Raw genomic sequence first — 16,806 nt, forward strand, 5'->3', positions numbered from 1 at the left:
CTTATTCGTGTTGTTGTCAGGCGATGAGTTGTTCACTGCGTGCGCGCAGTACGTCACGGTAATAGCGTTCCGCCACGTCCGGGTGAGAACGTAAACGGCCTTTCAGATAGTTCCAGCCGACATCCCGCAGCAATGGGTTTTGCGGGTCACTTTGCGGCCCTTTCGCTTCGCTTGCGAGCGCTTCCGGCAGCGAATAAATTGGGACGATGGCGTCCAGCTGCGCGCCGAGGAAGAAGGCTATCGACAGGCGCTGCGTATGTGATGGCGGTGAAACCACGCGGTGGACGGTGGCACGCAGGTAGCCGTTAGTGGCAAGCTCGAGCAATTCGCCAATATTGACCACAAAGCTACCGGGTAGCGGTTCGGCGTCTATCCACTGGCCTTCCTTGATCTCCACCTGCAATCCTTTTTGCTCGTCTTGTAGCAGGAAGCTCAGGAAACCGGAGTCTTTGTGCGCGCCTACGCCTTGGGTGCTGTTGTGCGTCTCCTGCTGACCCGGATAGCGAATAAGTTTGATGTGCTCGTTGGGTTTTTCGCCATACAGCGTGTCGAATGCTTCCGGCGGTAGCTGTAGCGCTTCGGCAAAAGCGCGGAGCAGCGTCATGGCCATCTCCGTCATGGCTCGTTGCCATTGTATTAATACCGGTCGCAGCGTGGGCTGAGCATCCGGCCAGAGATTTGGCCCCTGCAATTGCAGCCAGCGAGGATCGTTGTCAGCGAGGGCAACGGCTTGTCGTTCGGCACCAATATCGAACTGTTCCCGCCAGTCTGGCTGCCCGCGCGTCAGCTCTGCGGCGCTGCGGTTATAGCCGCGAAAGTGCGGGGAGTGAATCATCGCCACCTGCTGTTTTTGTGCATCCGTTAACGCAAAGAAACGGCGCGATTCGACTTGCAGTGACTGCTGGAGAGTCTCATTGATGCCGTGATCGGTCAGATAAAAGAATCCAACGTCACGCGCGGCCTGGCGAAGCTGCTCTAAAAATAGCGGGCGCTCAGATGCTTGGTGGTAGCGTGCCAGGCTTAATACGGGCAGGGAAGTCAGGCTCATCATGTTCTCCGTTTTGCCAATGTCTAATAGGGTAATCAGGTGGTGCAAATGCGGGATGACAACAACAGCGCTGCATGGGATATCTCCGTCGGGTTGATGACCACAGCCTGCCTGATGAGGAAAAGGGCCGCCAATAACGTTATTTTCTAATTTATGTCGAGGTGGGGGTCTGAGCTTTTGCGAAAAATCGCTATAGAAAGACCGGATTAAAAGAAGGGTTGTAAAGCAGATAAAGACGGCGTATCTTAATTGTTATGTTATAACATAATCTTTGAGGTTAAGATGAAAGCCAATATCCATCCCCATTATCGTCCGGTGGTATTTCATGATACCAGTGCGAATGAGTTCTTCACCGTCGGGTCAACCATCAAAACCGACCGTGAAATTGAGCTGGATGGGGTGACATATCCGTATGTCACGATTGATGTGTCGTCCAAATCGCACCCGTATTACACCGGGAAGCAGCGCACCGCGTCGACGGAAGGTAGCGTAGCGCGCTTTACCCAGCGCTTTGGCCGATTTGTTGATGTTAAAAGAGGTTCGTGATGCAGGTACTCAACTCGTTGCGCAGCGCCAAACAGCGCCATCCCGATTGCCAGATTGTGAAACGCAAAGGGCGTCTGTACGTTATCTGCAAATCTAACCCCCGCTTCAAGGCCGTGCAGGGGCGTAAAAAACGACGTTAAGCCTGAGCTTGACGAAATGTCTCCAGGGACTGGCGCTGCTTGCCGTCGGCGGTAAAGTTGTCGACGGCAAGCCATTTCTGAAAAGCGGTATCTAACGCTGGCCACTCCGCATCAATAATAGAGAACCAGTCGGTATCCCGGTTGTGTCCTTTTATCACCAACGCCTGGCGAAAGCGGCCCTCAAATTGAAAACCTAATCGCTGTGCGGCATTGCGCGACGGCTCGTTGAAGCTGTTGCATTTCCATTCGTAGCGGCGGTATCCCAGAGTATCAAACACATAACGCATCAGGAGCCATTGGGCTTCGGTAGAGGCGGGCGTGCGGCTAAGTAATGGGGAGAAGTGCACGTGTCCCACTTCCACCACGCCATGATGAGAGTCAATACGCATCAGTGCCAGCGAACCGACCGGGAGGTTGGTGCGCGTATCAATGACCGCAAACTGAATCGGATCCTGTAGCGTCTCTACGCTGGCAATCCACTCGCGATAACCCGCTAATGAATTTTCAGGCTCGCGTAATAACCACGTCCAGGCGCGGGTATCCGTTGCCTGCTGGTGGGCGGCAAACAGTGCGTCAGCGTGTTTTGTGCAAAGCGGCTCCAGACGGCAATAACGGCCTTCCAGCGTCACCCGCTGAGGATGCGGGCGCGGTTGCCAGTCGGGCAGGGCATCGCCAATTAACTGACCAAATTGATTAAGCTGACTCATAACCTCTCCTTGGGGAACAAATAAGAAATTGAGAGTAGCGTTTTTGCTGGTTCCCTAAAAAGTGCCATGGGTCTATATTCTGATGGTGCCACCAGGAGAGATGATGAATATACCCGACGCCCCCTTTTTTGCCATGCTGGCCCAATCGCTGCAAGCTCGCGGCACGTTAACGTTACAACGCTGTTTGTATAGCGCGCTACGGCAGGCGATTATGCACGGGCAACTACAGGCTCAGAGCTGGCTTCCCGGCTCGCGCATCATCGCGGAGCGGTTACAGATCTCGCGCAATACGGTGAATGCGGCCCTGGAACAACTGGCGATGGAAGGCTATCTGTCCCGCGATCGCCGGGGTTCACGCGTGGCTTCGTTGCCGCAGGAGTCCAATCGATTATCGGCGGCACCGGTGTCTTTGCCGCCGCGTCTGGATGCGCTGCCGACTGTCCAGCCTCGCGATACCCCACCGTTGCTGTTTGCGCCCGGAACCCCGGCGATAAACTATTTTCCTCTCCCGCTGTGGCGGCGATTGCTCGACAGAGTGCTGCGTGAAGAGGGAAGCGCTCTGTTAGGCTATGGCGATGCGGCTGGGGAGTGGTCGCTACGAGTGGCCATTGCCCGACATCTGGCGTTATCACGCGGTATTGACTGTGATGCAAAGCAGATTGTGATAACCGAAGGGGCGCTGGAAGGCGTCAATCTGTGTACCCATTTACTCAGCGAACCGGGACAAACCGCCTGGGTTGAGGATCCGGGATATTTTGGTGCCAAAAGCGCATTTATCTCGGCGGGCCTCAGCCTGCAAGGCGTTCAGGTCGATAATGAAGGTATGCAGATCCCCACCGATCTAAAACCGCCCACGCTGATTTTCACCTCACCTTCACATCAATATCCCACTGGCAGCGTGTTGAGCGCGGCCCGCCGGTTGGCGCTGCTCGATTATGCGCGTCAGCACCGGGCATGGATTGTCGAAGATGACTACGACAGCGAATTTCGTTTCAGCGGTGAGCCGATTCCCGCTATGCGTGGAATGGTGGACAACGCCCCGGTGGTGTACCTCGGAACGTTCAGTAAGACACTTTTCCCTTCGCTGCGAATTGGTTTTATGGTGTTACCGACCATGTTGGTTGAGGCGGCGCAACCGGTGATTCGTGCGCTATTGCGCGGCGGACATCGCGCAGAGCAATGTGCATTGGCTCGCTTTATTGAAGAAGGACATTACGCCCGACATCTGGCGGCGATGCGCCGGCTGTACCGTAAGCGACAAATGCAGTTGTATGATGCGCTAACCCAGGAACTCACCGTTGCGCATCGTTTGATGGCAGGAGAGGGGGGCTTGCATCTGACGGTAGAAATAGAGGGAATTGATGATGTTGAATTAGTGCGGCAGGCGCGACTGCACCAGATGGCGCCTGCCGCACTCAGTCCATTTTATCTTGATGCGCAGCGCGCGCGAAGCGGGCTGGTGCTCGGCTATGGCAATACGTCCGCATCGCAGTTTTCAGCCGCAATACGGACGCTACAGCGGCTTATTGTGCCGCTTCGCCGCGGGTGAGACTGAATACATCGTAAAATGACAGTTCGCCCTTCGTGGCGATCATTTTTTGTAACCGTGCTTTCAGGGTATTTTCCACGCGGTCTGAGGTGAGGATGCGCTCTATGAGCTGCGGCGGTACAAAACGCGTGTTATACCATTCGCCGTTGTAGCAGACGCGAAAATCCAGTACGTCGATATCTTCGTAACGGTAGCGAGGATAAACGTCAAAAAAGAAAAAGCCGTTGAGCGCCACAAACATCAACCACAGCAGCCAGACGGAATCAGCCAGCGTATCTGACCGCATCATGACCACCAAAGTGGCAAAGAAGGCGAGATACATGGCGATAAAGAGGCCGGGATGATTGCGTATAAAACTGATACTAAAGCGCGGCCGGTTGTCGCGCTTTTCAGTGGTATTCAATTCATCAATGGTTTGCGTGAGTAATCGCTGGATCTCTGACATCTTTTGCTCGGCAACGTAAGACACAATAGCCTATTGTATGTTGCGATAATCCTTACTGAAAGTAACAGATCAGTTGCAAAAAAGCATAACAGTCAGCGATGTCTCAGGGGACCATTTTAATGATTGCCGCAGGATTACCCCCAACGACGGCGTTGGCTGGCACATCTTTTACCACCACCGCGCCGGATGCAATAACCGCATTGTCACCAATCGTCACGCCGGGATTAATAATCGCTCTTCCGCCAATCCAGACGTTATGCCCAATATTGACCGGTTTACCATATTCGATACCGCTGTTGCGTTCAGTCGCATTCAATGGGTGGGTAGCGGTATAAATATGTACGCCCGGTGCGAGCATGCAATTATCACCGATATGAATCGGGCAGACGTCCAGCATGACGCAGTCAAAATTGGCGTAGAAATTAGCACCAAGATGGATGTTATAGCCGTAATCACAGCGAAAAGTGGGTTCAATATAGGCGCCGTCGCCCTGACCTAATAATTCTTTTAGCAGCTGCGCGCGTTCGGTTTTCTCACCCGGAGCCGTATGGTTATAACGGTGGATAAGTTGCCTGGCACGTATTCTGTCTGTTCTTAGCGTATCGTCTGACGGGCGGTAAAACTCACCGGCGATCATCTTACGTTTTTCTTCACTCATGGAAGCCTCCCGGGTAGTGGAAGCTATCACGATAAAAGGTTATTCATTATTTGGGAACGTTCCCAGTCAATCGATGTGATAATAATCACAGATATTGACGAATCGAGAGGGAGTAAGCCACACACGTTAAGAGACAATACTATCGAATGAACTTCCAAACCGTTGCGGGGATTTTGTCGTAGAGTTTATTCATGGTCAATTCAGCCAGACGATGATCCGCTGCTGAGTAAAATACAGCCAGTTCATTATCAGAGAGTTCATATTTATTTTTTTCAATGACGCGCTCGAGCGTATCAATTGACTGACAGCGTCGCAGGCGCATCAAATAATCAGTTTTAGTTAGTGGTTTATCAGACATAATTCACCCATTAATTGTAATAGTTTTAACAAGAGAGGCTAACGGGGTTAGCACGGCTTGCATTGACGAAACAGCGGAAGAGTTTGTTCCCTGACTTGCGCCATTTCAGAAGATCGTCGCTATTAATGCCGTAGTTGCCGAATAGCATGAAAGTATCATCCAGATATTCGTCAATCTGTGCAATCAGTTTATTATCTTCACAGTACTTAATCTTATAATTAAGTGCGAACGTTGCAATATGTTCTATCAGCTCATTAAGCTGCAGATTGATTGCTGCTGTTGGGTCGTTGACCCAGCCATGGTTGCTCTCTTCCAGCGTGGCAAGGCTATCATGATACAGGGTTTCACAAAGAAACTTAAGCTGTGCGATATCATGTCTTTTTGGTGAGTATTCGTCCATAACGCATCCCCCTGATAGTAAAACAAAAGCGAATAACAAATACCGTTGCGGGATGGGTACTGCTTGTCAATCCGAAACACACAGGTGTTGCCGATATGCTTTAACTATAATCTACTCTGCATAAGATTTCATCGAGCTATTACGAAAAATTACAATTAATCTTCATCAGCTTAAATTTTCAGGCAACGATGAGAACATCAATGAAGGCTAAAAGGCTAACACCTTGTTTGTACATTGAAATGTGCGGTGGGTATGGGCAATTCAATAGGTTAGACCTCATAAACTTATCATCGTGCTACTTACCTTCTTAGGAACATTCTTAAATTCTATCAGTGATTAGAGGAATACAGATTATTCATAATTAATTAAAGATAAATCTCAATTCAGGATTAGGGTTAAGGTTAATTTATTATTAATATTGCGCACCAACAGCAGTTTGTATTTTCTTAATCAATAAAGAGCGGGCTTCATGCAGGGGATTTGAATCATTGAGGCGGTGCCAGAAAAAAAAAGGGCCGCTTGCGCGGCCCCTGAGATGACGTACTGTTAGTGATGCTCAACCTTGTGGCTGTGCTCAACATCTTCGCTCTTACGGCTAAAGCGACGACGGACCACCACAAAGAATACCGGCACGAAGAAGATAGCCAGAACGGTCGCGGTGACCATCCCGCCCATAACCCCTGTACCTACGGCATTCTGAGCACCGGAGCCAGCACCGGTACTGATAACCAACGGCATAACGCCGAGGATAAACGCCAGTGAAGTCATCAGTATTGGACGCAGACGCATACGCACCGCTTCCAGCGTGGCTTCAATCAGACCCTTACCTTCTTTGTCCATCAAGTCTTTGGCGAATTCAACAATCAATATTGCGTTCTTCGCCGAAAGCCCGATGGTGGTCAACAGACCCACCTGGAAGTAAACGTCGTTAGTCAGGCCACGGAATGTTGCCGCCAGCAGGGCACCGATAACCCCCAGTGGAACAACCAGCATAACCGAGAACGGAATTGACCAGCTCTCGTACAGTGCCGCCAGACACAAGAAGACGACGATAAGCGAAATGGCATACAGGGCAGGGGCCTGGTTACCTGACAGACGTTCCTGATAGGACATGCCCGTCCAGTCGTAACCAATACCTGCCGGCAGTTTACCCGCCAGCTCTTCCATCAGGTTCATGGCTTCACCGGTACTCTTACCCGGAGTGGCCTGGCCTAAGATCTCCATGGAAGGCAGACCGTTGTAACGTTCCAGACGCGGTGAACCGTATTCCCAACGTGAAGTTGAGAAGGCTGAGAACGGCACCATCTGGCCGTCGCTGCCGCGAACGTACCATTTACCAATATCTTCCGGCAGCATACGGTATTTCGCTTCGGACATAAGATACACTTTCTTCACACGACCACGGTCGATGAAGTCGTTGACGTAGCTACCACCCCAGGCCGTACCCAGCGTGGTGTTGATGTCGCTAATGGAAACGCCCAGCGCCTGTGCTTTTTCCTGATCGATATCGACTTTGAACTGCGGCGTATCTTCCAGGCCGTTCGGACGAACGCCCGCCAGCATGTCAGGGTGCTGCGCAATCATACCGAACAGCTGGTTACGTGCCTGAGTCAGTTTTTCGTGGCCCAGACCGCCCTGGTCAATCAGCTGGAAGTCAAAGCCGGTTGCTGTACCCAGCTCCACAATTGCTGGCAGGTTAAAGGCGAACACCATCGCATCTTTAATCTGTGAGAAGTAGCCCATCGCACGACCGGTAATCGCTTCAACCTTGTTCTCATCGCCCGGGCGTTCGCTCCAGTCTTTGAGGGATACGAAGGCGATACCGGTGTTCTGACCACGACCCGCAAAACCAAAGCCGTTTACGGCAAAGACCGATTCAACGTTATCTTTCTCTTTGGTGAGGTAGTAGTTGGTCATCTCATCGAGCACTTTCTGCGTACGTTCCTGGGTCGCACCGGCAGGCAGCTGCGCCATGCTCAGGAATACGCCCTGGTCTTCGTCCGGCAGGAACGAGCTTGGTAAACGCACGAACAAGAACGCCATGCCCACCACGATGATCAGATAGAGCAGCAGATAACGACCGGTGCTGCGCAGAATGTTGCCTACGCTATCGGTGTAATGGTGCGTACTCTTATCGAACATACGGTTAAACCAACCGAAGAAACCGGTGGTTGTGCCGTGGCTACCTTTCTGAATAGGTTTCAGCATGGTGGCACACAGTGCTGGCGTCAGGATCAACGCAACCAGAACCGACAGCGCCATCGCGGAAACAATGGTGATGGAGAACTGACGGTAAATAGCACCGGTAGAACCGCCGAAGAAGGCCATTGGGATAAATACCGCTGACAGCACCATCGCGATACCCACCAGTGCGCCCTGAATCTGGCCCATTGATTTACGCGTGGCTTCTTTCGGCGGTAGCCCCTCTTCGGCCATAACACGCTCAACGTTCTCGACCACCACGATGGCGTCATCCACCAACAGGCCGATGGCGAGCACCATCCCGAACATCGTCAGGGTGTTTATCGAGAAGCCGAATGCAGCAAGTACGGCAAAGGTCCCCAGCAATACGACCGGCACCGCGATAGTTGGGATCAACGTCGCGCGGAAGTTTTGCAGGAACAAGTACATCACCAGGAACACCAGAATGATCGCTTCGACCAGCGTTTTCACCACTTCGTGAATCGAGATCTTAACGAATGGGGTGGTGTCGTATGGATAAACGATTTTCATCCCTGATGGGAAGAACGGCTCCATCTTCGCCAGTTCAGCGCGGATGGCGTTAGCGGTATCCAGGGCGTTAGCGCCGGTAGCCAGTTTAATCCCCAGACCGGAAGCCGGCTGGCCGTTAAACTTCGCCACCACGTCATAGTTTTCGCCGCCCAGCTCCACTTTCGCCACATCACGCAGGCGAACCTGGGAACCATCCGGGTTCACTTTCAGCAGAATTTTGCTGAACTCATCCACGTTGGTCAGACGAGTCTGCGCAACGATAGAGGCGTTCAACTGCTGACCTTTAACCGGCGGTGTACCCCCTAACTGGCCTGCTGCAACCTGGGCGTTCTGTGCTTTCAGTGCGGCAATAACATCGACCGGCGTTAACTGGAAGTTGTTCAGTTTATTCGGGTCCATCCAGATACGCATCGCGTACTGGGAACCGAACAGCTGAACGTCACCGACGCCGCTAGTACGGCTTATCGCATCCTTCATGTTGGCGGCCACGTAGTCAGAAATATCATCCTGATTCATGGTGCCGTTGGTGTTGATAACGCCGACAACCATCAGGAAGCTGCTGGAGGCTTTTTCAACGCTGATACCCTGCTGCTGAACTTCCTGCGGCAGAAGCGGCGTCGCCAGAGCGAGCTTGTTCTGAACCTGAACCTGCGCGATATCTGGATCGGTACCGGATTCGAAGGTCAGGGTGATGGTCGCTGTACCGGTAGAGTCACCGTTCGATGACATATACATCAGGTGATCGATACCGTTCATGTTCTGTTCGATAACCTGAGTCACGGTGTTCTGCACCGTTTCGGCGTCAGCCCCTGGATACATGGCTGTTATCGAAATCGCTGGCGGCGCAATCGTTGGATATTGCGCTACCGGCAATTTGAGGATCGATAGCCCCCCAGCCAGCATGATAATAATGGCGATCACCCATGCGAATATGGGGCGATCGATAAAGAAATTAGGCATGTCTTAACGGCTCCTGTTTAAGTTAAGACTTGGTTTGTTCTGACTGAGCGGCGCCTGCTGAGGCTTGCTGTTTATCGTCAGAAGTGACTTCCTGAGCTTTTACCTGCACGCCCGGCTTCACTTTTTGCAAACCGGTAATGATCACGCGGTCGCCGTCTTTCAAACCTTCTGTCACAAGCCACTTGTCGCCAATCGCCTGTGAAGCAACGATCGGACGGGTTTCAACTTTGTTGTCTGCACCCACAACCAATGCGGTTGCATCGCCACGCGGCGTACGGGTAACACCCTGCTGTGGTACCAGCAGCGCATTCGGGTTAGTCCCTTCTTGCAGGCGTGCACGAACGAACATCCCCGGCAGCAGCGTGTGATCCGGGTTCGGGAACACTGCGCGCAGCGTGATAGAACCGGTGGTCTGATCGACCGTCACGTCTGAAAACTCTAATGCGCCGCTCTGTGGATACTTGATGCCATCGTTGGTCACCAGATCGACTTTCGCTTTACCGTTTTCTTGCTTGAGTTTGCCATCCGCCAGTTCCTGCTTCAGACGCAGGAAGTCGTTGCTGGATTGGGTGACATCAACATAGATAGGATCTAATTGTTGAACGGTTGCCAGCGCAGTGGTCTGGCCATTTTGCACCAGCGCACCTTCAGTGACGGACGATTTACCAATACGACCGCTAATCGGGGAGGTCACTTTGGTATAAGCCAGATTAATACGCGCCGTTTCAACGGCCGCTTTTGCAGCGAGGACAGCGGCGTTTGCCTGCTGTGCATCGGCGACAGCGGTATCGTAATCCTGACGGCTAATATATTGCGTGCCGAGCAGTTTTGAATAACGGTTGACGGTCACCTTGGCGATGTTGGCGGCAGCTTGCGCTTTCGCTAAATCACCTTTGGCACTTTCATAAGACGCCTGGTAAGTTGCTGGATCAATTTGATACAGCGACTCGCCCGCTGTGATTTCACCACCCTCGGTAAAGTTACGCTTTAAAATAATACCGCTAACCTGCGGGCGTACTTCGGCGATGCGGAAGGCGCTGGTGCGGCCTGGCAGTTCCGTTGTGATGACAAGAGGTTCAGATTTGACCGTTACGACGCCGACTTCTGGCGCCTGTTGTGCTCCTTGCTGAGCTGGTTTGTCGTCACATCCTGTTAGCGCTAAGCTGCCTGAGAGCATCAGAACGACCGCCAGAGGCGTTAACCCTCTGTTTTTGTTCATATGTAAACCTCGAGTGTCCGATTTCAAATTGATCAATGAAACAAGCGTAAACAAACCCATTGCTGCGTTTGTATTATCATCATACTATCGTACATACATTCATAAATGTATGTAACCATAACCTCTGCAATTTCACTGGCCTATGGCACGAAAAACCAAAGAACAAGCGCGTGAAACACGTCAACACATTCTGGATGTTGCCCTAAGATTGTTCTCACAACAGGGCGTATCTTCTACTTCACTGGCCGAGATTGCAAAGGCGGCCGGCGTGACGCGTGGCGCCATTTACTGGCACTTTAAGGGTAAGTCTGATCTGTTTAACGAAATCTGGGCGTTATCTGAATCCAGTATCAGCGATCTTGAAATTGAGTATCGGGCAAAATTCCCGGACGATCCACTCTCAGTTCTAAGGGAAATACTGGTTTATATTCTTGAAGCAACCGTGATGGAAGAACGCCGACGCCTTCTGATGGAAATTATTTTTCACAAGTGTGAGTTTGTCGGTGAAATGGCCGTTGTGCAACAGGCACAGTACAATTTATGTATAGAAAGTTACGATAGAATTGAACAGGCGTTAAATGACTGTGTGATGGCAAACATGTTACCGGCCAATTTGTTAAGTCGCCGCGCCGCAATTTTAACCCGCAGCTACATCTCTGGGCTGATGGAAAACTGGCTATTTGCCCCCGCATCTTTTGACCTTCGAGCCGAAGCGAAGTCTTATGTCGCGGTCTTGCTTGAAATGTACCAGTTTTGCCCGACCTTACGCGGCGAACCCGCCCTTTAATTATCGCTTGATGACCAGGAACAATCCTGGAATATCCGTCTATTCGCTTGTCGCCATTAGTGCTATTCTGCCCAGGCATTTATCCCCGGTTGACTGCCGGCTTTAGCAATCACACATGTTAATATTATGCTGCTTACTATCCGCCCACGGGCTACGATTTCCGCATTTTGTATTATTGCTGTCTGCTTTTTCTTTTCTATCGCTGCGGTACACGCGCGGGCGATAAACGGCAATGATATTCCTGACCGCGCTGACGTTCAGGATCAACTTAATTCCCTTGCTAATAAGAAAGACCTGACGCCCCAGGATAAGCTGGTGCAGCAGGACCTCAATGAAACACTGCAACTGCTGGATAAAATAGAGCGCGTCAAAGCCGAAACCAGCCAATTACAAAAGCAGGTGGAACAGGCACCGGCGAAGCTTCGCCAGGCAACCGACAATCTGAACTCCCTGTCCGATGTCGACAACGATGATGAAACGCGCAAAACGCTCAGTACGCTCTCGCTTCGCCAGCTTGAGGCCCGCGTTTCACAGGCTGTTGACGATCTGCAAAATGCGCAAAACGATTTAGCCACCTACAACAGCCAGCTGGTCTCATTACAAACGCAGCCAGAGCGGGTGCAAAATGCGATGAACTCCGCTTCCCAGCAGTTGCTCCAGGTGCGAAACAGCCTTAACGGCAGTACCATCGGTGATGCGCTGCGTCCGACCCAGCAGACCATGTTGCAGGTACAGAAAACGCTGCTGGATGCCGAGATAGAACTTCAGCGTAAGAGCCTCGCCGGTAATACCGTTTTGCAGGACACCCTGCAAAAACAGCGTGATTACGTGACCGCCTACAGCACCCGCTTAGAACATCAGCTTCAGTTGCTACAGGAAGCCGTCAACAGCAAGCGCTTAACGCTTTCGGAAAAAACTGCCGCTGAGACCGCCTCGCCTGAAGAGACTGCACGTATTCAGGGTAATCCGCTGGTTAAGCAAGAGCTGGAAATTAACCATCAACTGAGCCAGAAACTGATCGCCGCAACGGAAAGCGGTAACCAGCTGGTGCAGCAAAACATTCGCGTGAAAACCTGGCTTGACCGGGCGCTGCAATCTGAGCGAAACGTGAAAGAGCAAATAGCCGTCTTAAAAGGCAGTCTGCTGCTCTCACGCATTTTGTATCAGCAGCAGCAGACGCTGCCGTCGGCGGACGAACTCCAGGATATGACGACGCGCATTGCTGACCTGCGGTTGGAGCAATTTGAAATCAACCAGCAGCGTGATGCCTTATTCCAGAGCGACGAGTTTGTCGCCAAAGTGGAGGAGGGGCACAGTAATGAAGTGGATAGCGAAGTGCACGACGCGCTGTTGCAGATTGTCGATGCACGCCGTGAAATGCTTGATCTGATTAATAAACAGTTGGGCAACCAGCTGATGATGGCCATCAACCTGCAAATTAATCAGCAGCAGTTGATGAGCGTCTCGAAAAGTCTGAAGGCTATTCTGACCCAGCAAATTTTCTGGGTTAACAGCAATAGACCGATGGACTGGGACTGGATTAAATCCTTCCCAGGAGCGTTAAAAGACCAGTTTAAAGCGATGAAAATCACCGTGAACTGGGAGAAAGCCTGGCCAGCGGTATTTATTGCCTTCCTCGCCGGACTGCCGCTTTTACTGGTTGCCGGATTGATCCGCTGGCGGCTTCAGTGGTTGAGAAATTATCAAAATCGCCTAGGCGATCAGGTTGGTAATTTACGAAACGATAGCCAGCTTCATACGCCAAAAGCGATTTTAATCGATTTAATCCGTGCGCTTCCGGTAGTGCTGCTGGTGCTGGCTATTGGTCTGGTTTTACTGACCATGCAGCTCAACATCAGCGTATTACTCTGGGCTTTTTGTAAGAAACTGGCGATTTTCTGGCTGGTCTTTGGTCTGTGCTGGAAAGTGCTGGAGAAAAACGGCGTCGCCGTACGCCATTTCAATATGCCGGAACAGCTGACCAGCCACTGGCGGCGTCAGATTGTGCGTATTAGCCTGGCCTTACTGCCGCTGCACTTCTGGTCGGTGGTTTCAGAGCTCTCTCCGCTCAATTTGATGGATGACGTCCTGGGCCAACTGGTCATTCTGCTTAACCTGCTGGTGATTGCGATACTGATGTGGCCGATGTGCCGTGACAGCTGGCGCGATAAAGAGTCGCACAGTCTGCGTCTTGTTACCGTGACCGTGCTGGGACTGGTGCCGCTGGGCCTGATGGTTTTGACCGCGACGGGCTACTTCTACACCACGCTGCGTTTGTCGGGGCGCTGGATTGAAACGGTCTATCTGGTCATCTTCTGGAATCTGCTCTACCAGACCGTGCTGCGTGGCCTGAGCGTGGCCGCGCGCCGTATTGCCTATCGTCGTGCGGTGGCGCGTCGTCAGAACATGGTGAAAGAGGGCGCTGAAGGGGCTGAGCCTCAGGAAGAGCCGACCATTGCTCTTGAACAAATTAACCAACAAACGCTACGTATTACCATGCTGGTGATGGTGGCGCTATTTGGGGTGATGTTCTGGGCCATCTGGTCAGATTTGATTACCGTGTTTACTTACCTCGATAGCATCACGCTGTGGCACTACAACGGTACGGAAGCCGGGGCGAACGTCGTAAAAAATGTCACCATGGGCAGCCTGCTATTTGCCATTATTGCCTCGATCGTCGCGTGGGCATTGATCCGAAACTTGCCGGGCTTATTGGAAGTGCTGGTGCTCTCGCGGTTAAACATGCGCCAGGGGGCGTCTTACGCGATAACCACCATCCTGAACTACGTGATTCTGGTGGTCGGGGCGATGGCCGTGTTCGGTTCGCTGGGGGTATCGTGGGACAAACTGCAATGGCTTGCCGCCGCACTGTCGGTCGGTCTGGGTTTTGGTTTGCAGGAGATCTTCGGTAACTTCGTTTCTGGCCTGATTATTCTGTTTGAGCGCCCGGTGCGCATCGGCGATACCGTGACCATTGGCACCTTCTCCGGGACGGTCAGTAAGATCCGTATTCGTGCGACCACCATAACTGACTTCGATCGCAAAGAGGTCATTATCCCGAACAAAGCCTTTGTGACCGAGCGCCTGATCAACTGGTCGCTTAGCGATACCATTACCCGCGTGGTTATTCGTCTTGGCGTCGCTTACGGTTCGGATCTGGATAAAGTGAAAAAAGTGCTGCTGGAGGCGGCAACAAGCCACCCTAAAGTCATGCACGATCCGGAACCGTCGGTATTCTTCACCACTTTTGGCGCCAGTACGCTGGATCACGAATTACGTCTGTACGTTCGTGAGTTGCGCGATCGTAGCTACACCGTTGATGATTTAAACCGCACTATCGATAGACTGTGCCGCGAAAACAATATCAATATCGCCTTTAATCAGCTGGAAGTGCATCTGCATAATGAAAAGGGTGATGAAGTGACGGAAGTGAAGCGCGACGCTAAAGACGATGGTAAGGATCTCGTCGTCGATTGCTAAGGGTGAAAGGGCGACACTCTGTCGCCCTTTTTTAATCTCTCTGAGTCGCCAGATCGTCTGCGGTCAGGCCGGTCAGCTCCATGACCAGCGAAACGGTCAGCCCCGCACTTAACATATTGCGCGCGATTTTGAACGCTTCTTCCCTGCGCCCGATGGCTTCACCTTGCTCAATTCCTTTTTCCATCCCTTCTTTTCGCCCTTTTTCGGCAAGCCATTCCGCAATGGTCATCAGTTGTTCCCTATGCTGTGGTGAATGTTCTGCAAGTCTGATAATCAGTTCCTCCGGATGCTGCGTTCCGCCCGCTTGCAGCATATAGCTGATTATCGCGCTTAACTGTGGCGCAGTTAACCAATTTTCCAAAAGCAACACGCCCAGTTGTTCCTGTAATGTGGCCAGATCGCGCTGGCGGATATACTTGAAAAGCAGTTCGAGCATCGCCATTCGACGATGGGTCATGATTTCATCATCCGGGATGGTAGTGATATCAACGAGCGGGAAATCCTGCGTGTAAAGGCTTTTAGCAAGCAGCGGATCGGCGAACAGTTCCAGCCAGTTAAGACGGCTCGGCCAGGGGCCGGTTCCGTGATAGAACAGCATGGGGATAACCAAAGGCAGCGAGTCATGACCGGCATCAAGGTGCTGCTGCATGGCGGCAATCGCATAGCGAATCAGGCGAAAGGCCATCAGCTTATCCGTCGTACTTTGATGCTCGATAAGCACGTAGACATAGCCTTGCCCGTCATCCGTTTGCAGGGCGTAGAGAATATCTGAGTACCTGGCGCGAAGGTTTTCCTCAACAAAGCTACTGGAGGTTAGCTGCAAGGTGTCAAGTTTACACCGCGCCAACAGCGCGGCTGGCAGATGGATAGCTAAGAAATCGCGGGCAATCGCCTTATGATGCAAAAGCTGTTTAAAAATGGCGTCATGCGGGGTTGCCGAGAGAATTTTCATGATATTCCGTCATCGTATTGTCCTGAATGAGGCCTGGAATGTGCCACAGACGATGACGGGAAAGCAGCCGGGTTTGGCGCTTTTTACGAGGCACCTTCCGCATTTTTTAACTTGTTAACATAATCTTGCCGTACCATCTCCAGCGCGCTTAGCACGATTTGCGGCGCGATGTTGTTACTCTCCAGCAGCTCGATAAGATCGACCGCCAGTTTGACGTCATCCGGGGCATTTTCCAGCGACATACTTTCTCCTTTTTCGTTAGCGCGTCATGCGCGCCAGAACGCGTTCAATTTCCTGTAGCGCCTGCTGACAGCGCGCGATGCGGCCGTCGAAGGCGGTAATCTCGCGTGCCAGGCGCTGTTGTTCATCAAGCGTGCTAGCCTGTCGGTATTGCTGCTGACGCTGATGCTTCATTTCCAGCAAGCGCCGTTCAAAATCCTGCGTTTCCAGCCTTTTGCGCTGCCAGCGGCGTAGCCCCGGCGAGGCGTTATCCCACACCCGCAACGACCAGGCTTCACTTTCGCGATTAATGGCCTCAATTTGCGCCGCCAGATGTTCGGCAAGCCATGCCACCTGCGGAAGCTGTTGCTGTCCGACCGCGTGCTTTAGCTCTTCGAAATGCGCTTGAGCTTCATCAAGATAGGCCTGCATCTTTGTGCTGCGCGTGCGAAAAAGCTGGCGGTCAAAACGGGCGCTCAGCGTGGCGTGCGAAGCCTGCGGCGCCACCTGCGTTTGCAGGCGGGCAAGCTGTTGTTCGAGCGTTTGTAAAAGCCGGGCCGTTTTCACCAGGTTCTCCGTTTTTATTGTTATCGGTTATGCTACAT

Annotated in this window: 16 protein-coding genes; 5 read left to right on the plus strand and 11 right to left on the minus strand. The window is 52.1% G+C overall.

What is annotated here, in order from left to right; genetic code table 11:
- Window positions 1-16: 16 nt before the first annotated feature.
- Window positions 17-1,048 carry an isopenicillin N synthase family dioxygenase gene (locus tag ACIPDS_RS12615; RefSeq protein ID WP_400736744.1) on the minus strand — a complete coding sequence of 344 codons (1,032 nt, stop codon included), beginning with the start codon at window positions 1,046-1,048 and terminating at the stop codon, window positions 17-19.
- Between the two features lie 282 nt (window positions 1,049-1,330).
- Between ACIPDS_RS12615 and ACIPDS_RS12620 the strand changes: the two genes are divergently transcribed.
- Entirely contained in the window at window positions 1,331-1,594 is a 264-nt protein-coding gene (locus tag ACIPDS_RS12620; protein ID WP_166514714.1) for a type B 50S ribosomal protein L31, read from the plus strand.
- Window positions 1,594-1,734: a type B 50S ribosomal protein L36 gene (gene ykgO, locus ACIPDS_RS12625; RefSeq protein ID WP_003859006.1), complete on the plus strand. Its 141-nt coding sequence runs from the start codon at window positions 1,594-1,596 to the stop codon at window positions 1,732-1,734. The genes ACIPDS_RS12620 and ykgO overlap by 1 nt, the downstream gene beginning before the upstream one ends.
- Here ykgO and ACIPDS_RS12630 read toward each other — a convergent pair.
- Window positions 1,731-2,441, minus strand: coding sequence for a GNAT family N-acetyltransferase (locus ACIPDS_RS12630; protein WP_400736119.1), 711 nt, complete (start codon window positions 2,439-2,441; stop codon window positions 1,731-1,733). The two genes, ykgO and ACIPDS_RS12630, sit on opposite strands and share 4 nt — an antisense overlap.
- Window positions 2,442-2,544: 103 nt before the next feature.
- Here ACIPDS_RS12630 and ACIPDS_RS12635 point away from each other — a divergent pair, with 103 nt between their 5' ends.
- On the plus strand, window positions 2,545-3,990 hold the full coding sequence (locus ACIPDS_RS12635) for a PLP-dependent aminotransferase family protein (RefSeq protein ID WP_400736747.1): 1,446 nt from the start codon (window positions 2,545-2,547) through the stop codon (window positions 3,988-3,990).
- Here the strand turns inward: ACIPDS_RS12635 and ACIPDS_RS12640 are convergent.
- The 6 genes from ACIPDS_RS12640 to acrA form a co-directional block, all read right to left on the minus strand.
- Window positions 3,965-4,435: a YlaC family protein gene (locus ACIPDS_RS12640; protein WP_166515072.1), complete on the minus strand. Its 471-nt coding sequence runs from the start codon at window positions 4,433-4,435 to the stop codon at window positions 3,965-3,967. The genes ACIPDS_RS12635 and ACIPDS_RS12640 overlap by 26 nt on opposite strands.
- A gap of 103 nt (window positions 4,436-4,538) precedes the next feature.
- Window positions 4,539-5,093, minus strand: a complete 555-nt coding sequence (maa, locus tag ACIPDS_RS12645; protein WP_400736123.1) for a maltose O-acetyltransferase — start codon at window positions 5,091-5,093, stop codon at window positions 4,539-4,541.
- A gap of 139 nt (window positions 5,094-5,232) precedes the next feature.
- Window positions 5,233-5,451, minus strand: coding sequence for an HHA domain-containing protein (locus ACIPDS_RS12650; protein ID WP_166514717.1), 219 nt, complete (start codon window positions 5,449-5,451; stop codon window positions 5,233-5,235).
- Between the two features lie 25 nt (window positions 5,452-5,476).
- Window positions 5,477-5,851 (minus strand): Hha toxicity modulator TomB, encoded by a 375-nt coding sequence (tomB, locus tag ACIPDS_RS12655; protein ID WP_400736127.1) that lies wholly within the window; start codon window positions 5,849-5,851, stop codon window positions 5,477-5,479.
- Between the two features lie 546 nt (window positions 5,852-6,397).
- On the minus strand, window positions 6,398-9,544 hold the full coding sequence (gene acrB / locus ACIPDS_RS12660) for a multidrug efflux RND transporter permease subunit AcrB (protein ID WP_400736130.1): 3,147 nt from the start codon (window positions 9,542-9,544) through the stop codon (window positions 6,398-6,400).
- A gap of 22 nt (window positions 9,545-9,566) precedes the next feature.
- Window positions 9,567-10,763, minus strand: coding sequence for a multidrug efflux RND transporter periplasmic adaptor subunit AcrA (gene acrA, locus ACIPDS_RS12665; RefSeq protein WP_166514720.1), 1,197 nt, complete (start codon window positions 10,761-10,763; stop codon window positions 9,567-9,569).
- 142 nt (window positions 10,764-10,905) lie between these two features.
- On the opposite strand from acrA, the gene acrR reads away from it, so the two are divergent.
- Entirely contained in the window at window positions 10,906-11,550 is a 645-nt protein-coding gene (gene acrR, locus ACIPDS_RS12670) for a multidrug efflux transporter transcriptional repressor AcrR (RefSeq protein ID WP_400736135.1), read from the plus strand.
- A 126-nt stretch (window positions 11,551-11,676) separates the two neighbouring features.
- The gene (mscK, locus tag ACIPDS_RS12675) at window positions 11,677-15,030 is read left to right on the plus strand and encodes a mechanosensitive channel MscK (RefSeq protein ID WP_400736138.1); all 3,354 of its coding nucleotides are present in this window, start codon (window positions 11,677-11,679) and stop codon (window positions 15,028-15,030) included.
- A gap of 31 nt (window positions 15,031-15,061) precedes the next feature.
- Here the strand turns inward: mscK and ACIPDS_RS12680 are convergent, their stop codons facing one another.
- From ACIPDS_RS12680 to priC, 3 genes are all read right to left on the minus strand, one after another.
- Window positions 15,062-15,982, minus strand: coding sequence for an Rpn family recombination-promoting nuclease/putative transposase (locus tag ACIPDS_RS12680; protein ID WP_400736141.1), 921 nt, complete (start codon window positions 15,980-15,982; stop codon window positions 15,062-15,064).
- Between the two features lie 83 nt (window positions 15,983-16,065).
- Complete coding sequence (gene rsmS, locus ACIPDS_RS12685) at window positions 16,066-16,224, minus strand: pleiotropic regulatory protein RsmS (RefSeq protein ID WP_400736144.1); 159 nt, start codon at window positions 16,222-16,224, stop codon at window positions 16,066-16,068.
- A 16-nt stretch (window positions 16,225-16,240) separates the two neighbouring features.
- Complete coding sequence (gene priC / locus ACIPDS_RS12690) at window positions 16,241-16,768, minus strand: primosomal replication protein N'' (protein ID WP_400736147.1); 528 nt, start codon at window positions 16,766-16,768, stop codon at window positions 16,241-16,243.
- Window positions 16,769-16,806 lie beyond the last annotated feature (38 nt).

Origin of the sequence: Kluyvera sp. NPDC087067, assembly GCF_044745165.1 — a bacterium.
Classification (GTDB): domain Bacteria; phylum Pseudomonadota; class Gammaproteobacteria; order Enterobacterales; family Enterobacteriaceae; genus Kluyvera.

What these genes read in the sequence shown, in the direction of transcription:
- ACIPDS_RS12615 (WP_400736744.1), bottom strand. Translation starts at nt 1,048, where the DNA reads ATGAGCCTGACTTCCCTGCCCGTATTAAGCCTGGCACGCTACCACCAA.
- ACIPDS_RS12620 (WP_166514714.1), top strand. Translation starts at nt 1,331, where the DNA reads ATGAAAGCCAATATCCATCCCCATTATCGTCCGGTGGTATTTCATGAT.
- ykgO (WP_003859006.1), top strand. Translation starts at nt 1,594, where the DNA reads ATGCAGGTACTCAACTCGTTGCGCAGCGCCAAACAGCGCCATCCCGAT.
- ACIPDS_RS12630 (WP_400736119.1), bottom strand. Translation starts at nt 2,441, where the DNA reads ATGAGTCAGCTTAATCAATTTGGTCAGTTAATTGGCGATGCCCTGCCC.
- ACIPDS_RS12635 (WP_400736747.1), top strand. Translation starts at nt 2,545, where the DNA reads ATGAATATACCCGACGCCCCCTTTTTTGCCATGCTGGCCCAATCGCTG.
- ACIPDS_RS12640 (WP_166515072.1), bottom strand. Translation starts at nt 4,435, where the DNA reads ATGTCAGAGATCCAGCGATTACTCACGCAAACCATTGATGAATTGAAT.
- maa (WP_400736123.1), bottom strand. Translation starts at nt 5,093, where the DNA reads ATGAGTGAAGAAAAACGTAAGATGATCGCCGGTGAGTTTTACCGCCCG.
- ACIPDS_RS12650 (WP_166514717.1), bottom strand. Translation starts at nt 5,451, where the DNA reads ATGTCTGATAAACCACTAACTAAAACTGATTATTTGATGCGCCTGCGA.
- tomB (WP_400736127.1), bottom strand. Translation starts at nt 5,851, where the DNA reads ATGGACGAATACTCACCAAAAAGACATGATATCGCACAGCTTAAGTTT.
- acrB (WP_400736130.1), bottom strand. Translation starts at nt 9,544, where the DNA reads ATGCCTAATTTCTTTATCGATCGCCCCATATTCGCATGGGTGATCGCC.
- acrA (WP_166514720.1), bottom strand. Translation starts at nt 10,763, where the DNA reads ATGAACAAAAACAGAGGGTTAACGCCTCTGGCGGTCGTTCTGATGCTC.
- acrR (WP_400736135.1), top strand. Translation starts at nt 10,906, where the DNA reads ATGGCACGAAAAACCAAAGAACAAGCGCGTGAAACACGTCAACACATT.
- mscK (WP_400736138.1), top strand. Translation starts at nt 11,677, where the DNA reads ATGCTGCTTACTATCCGCCCACGGGCTACGATTTCCGCATTTTGTATT.
- ACIPDS_RS12680 (WP_400736141.1), bottom strand. Translation starts at nt 15,982, where the DNA reads ATGAAAATTCTCTCGGCAACCCCGCATGACGCCATTTTTAAACAGCTT.
- rsmS (WP_400736144.1), bottom strand. Translation starts at nt 16,224, where the DNA reads ATGTCGCTGGAAAATGCCCCGGATGACGTCAAACTGGCGGTCGATCTT.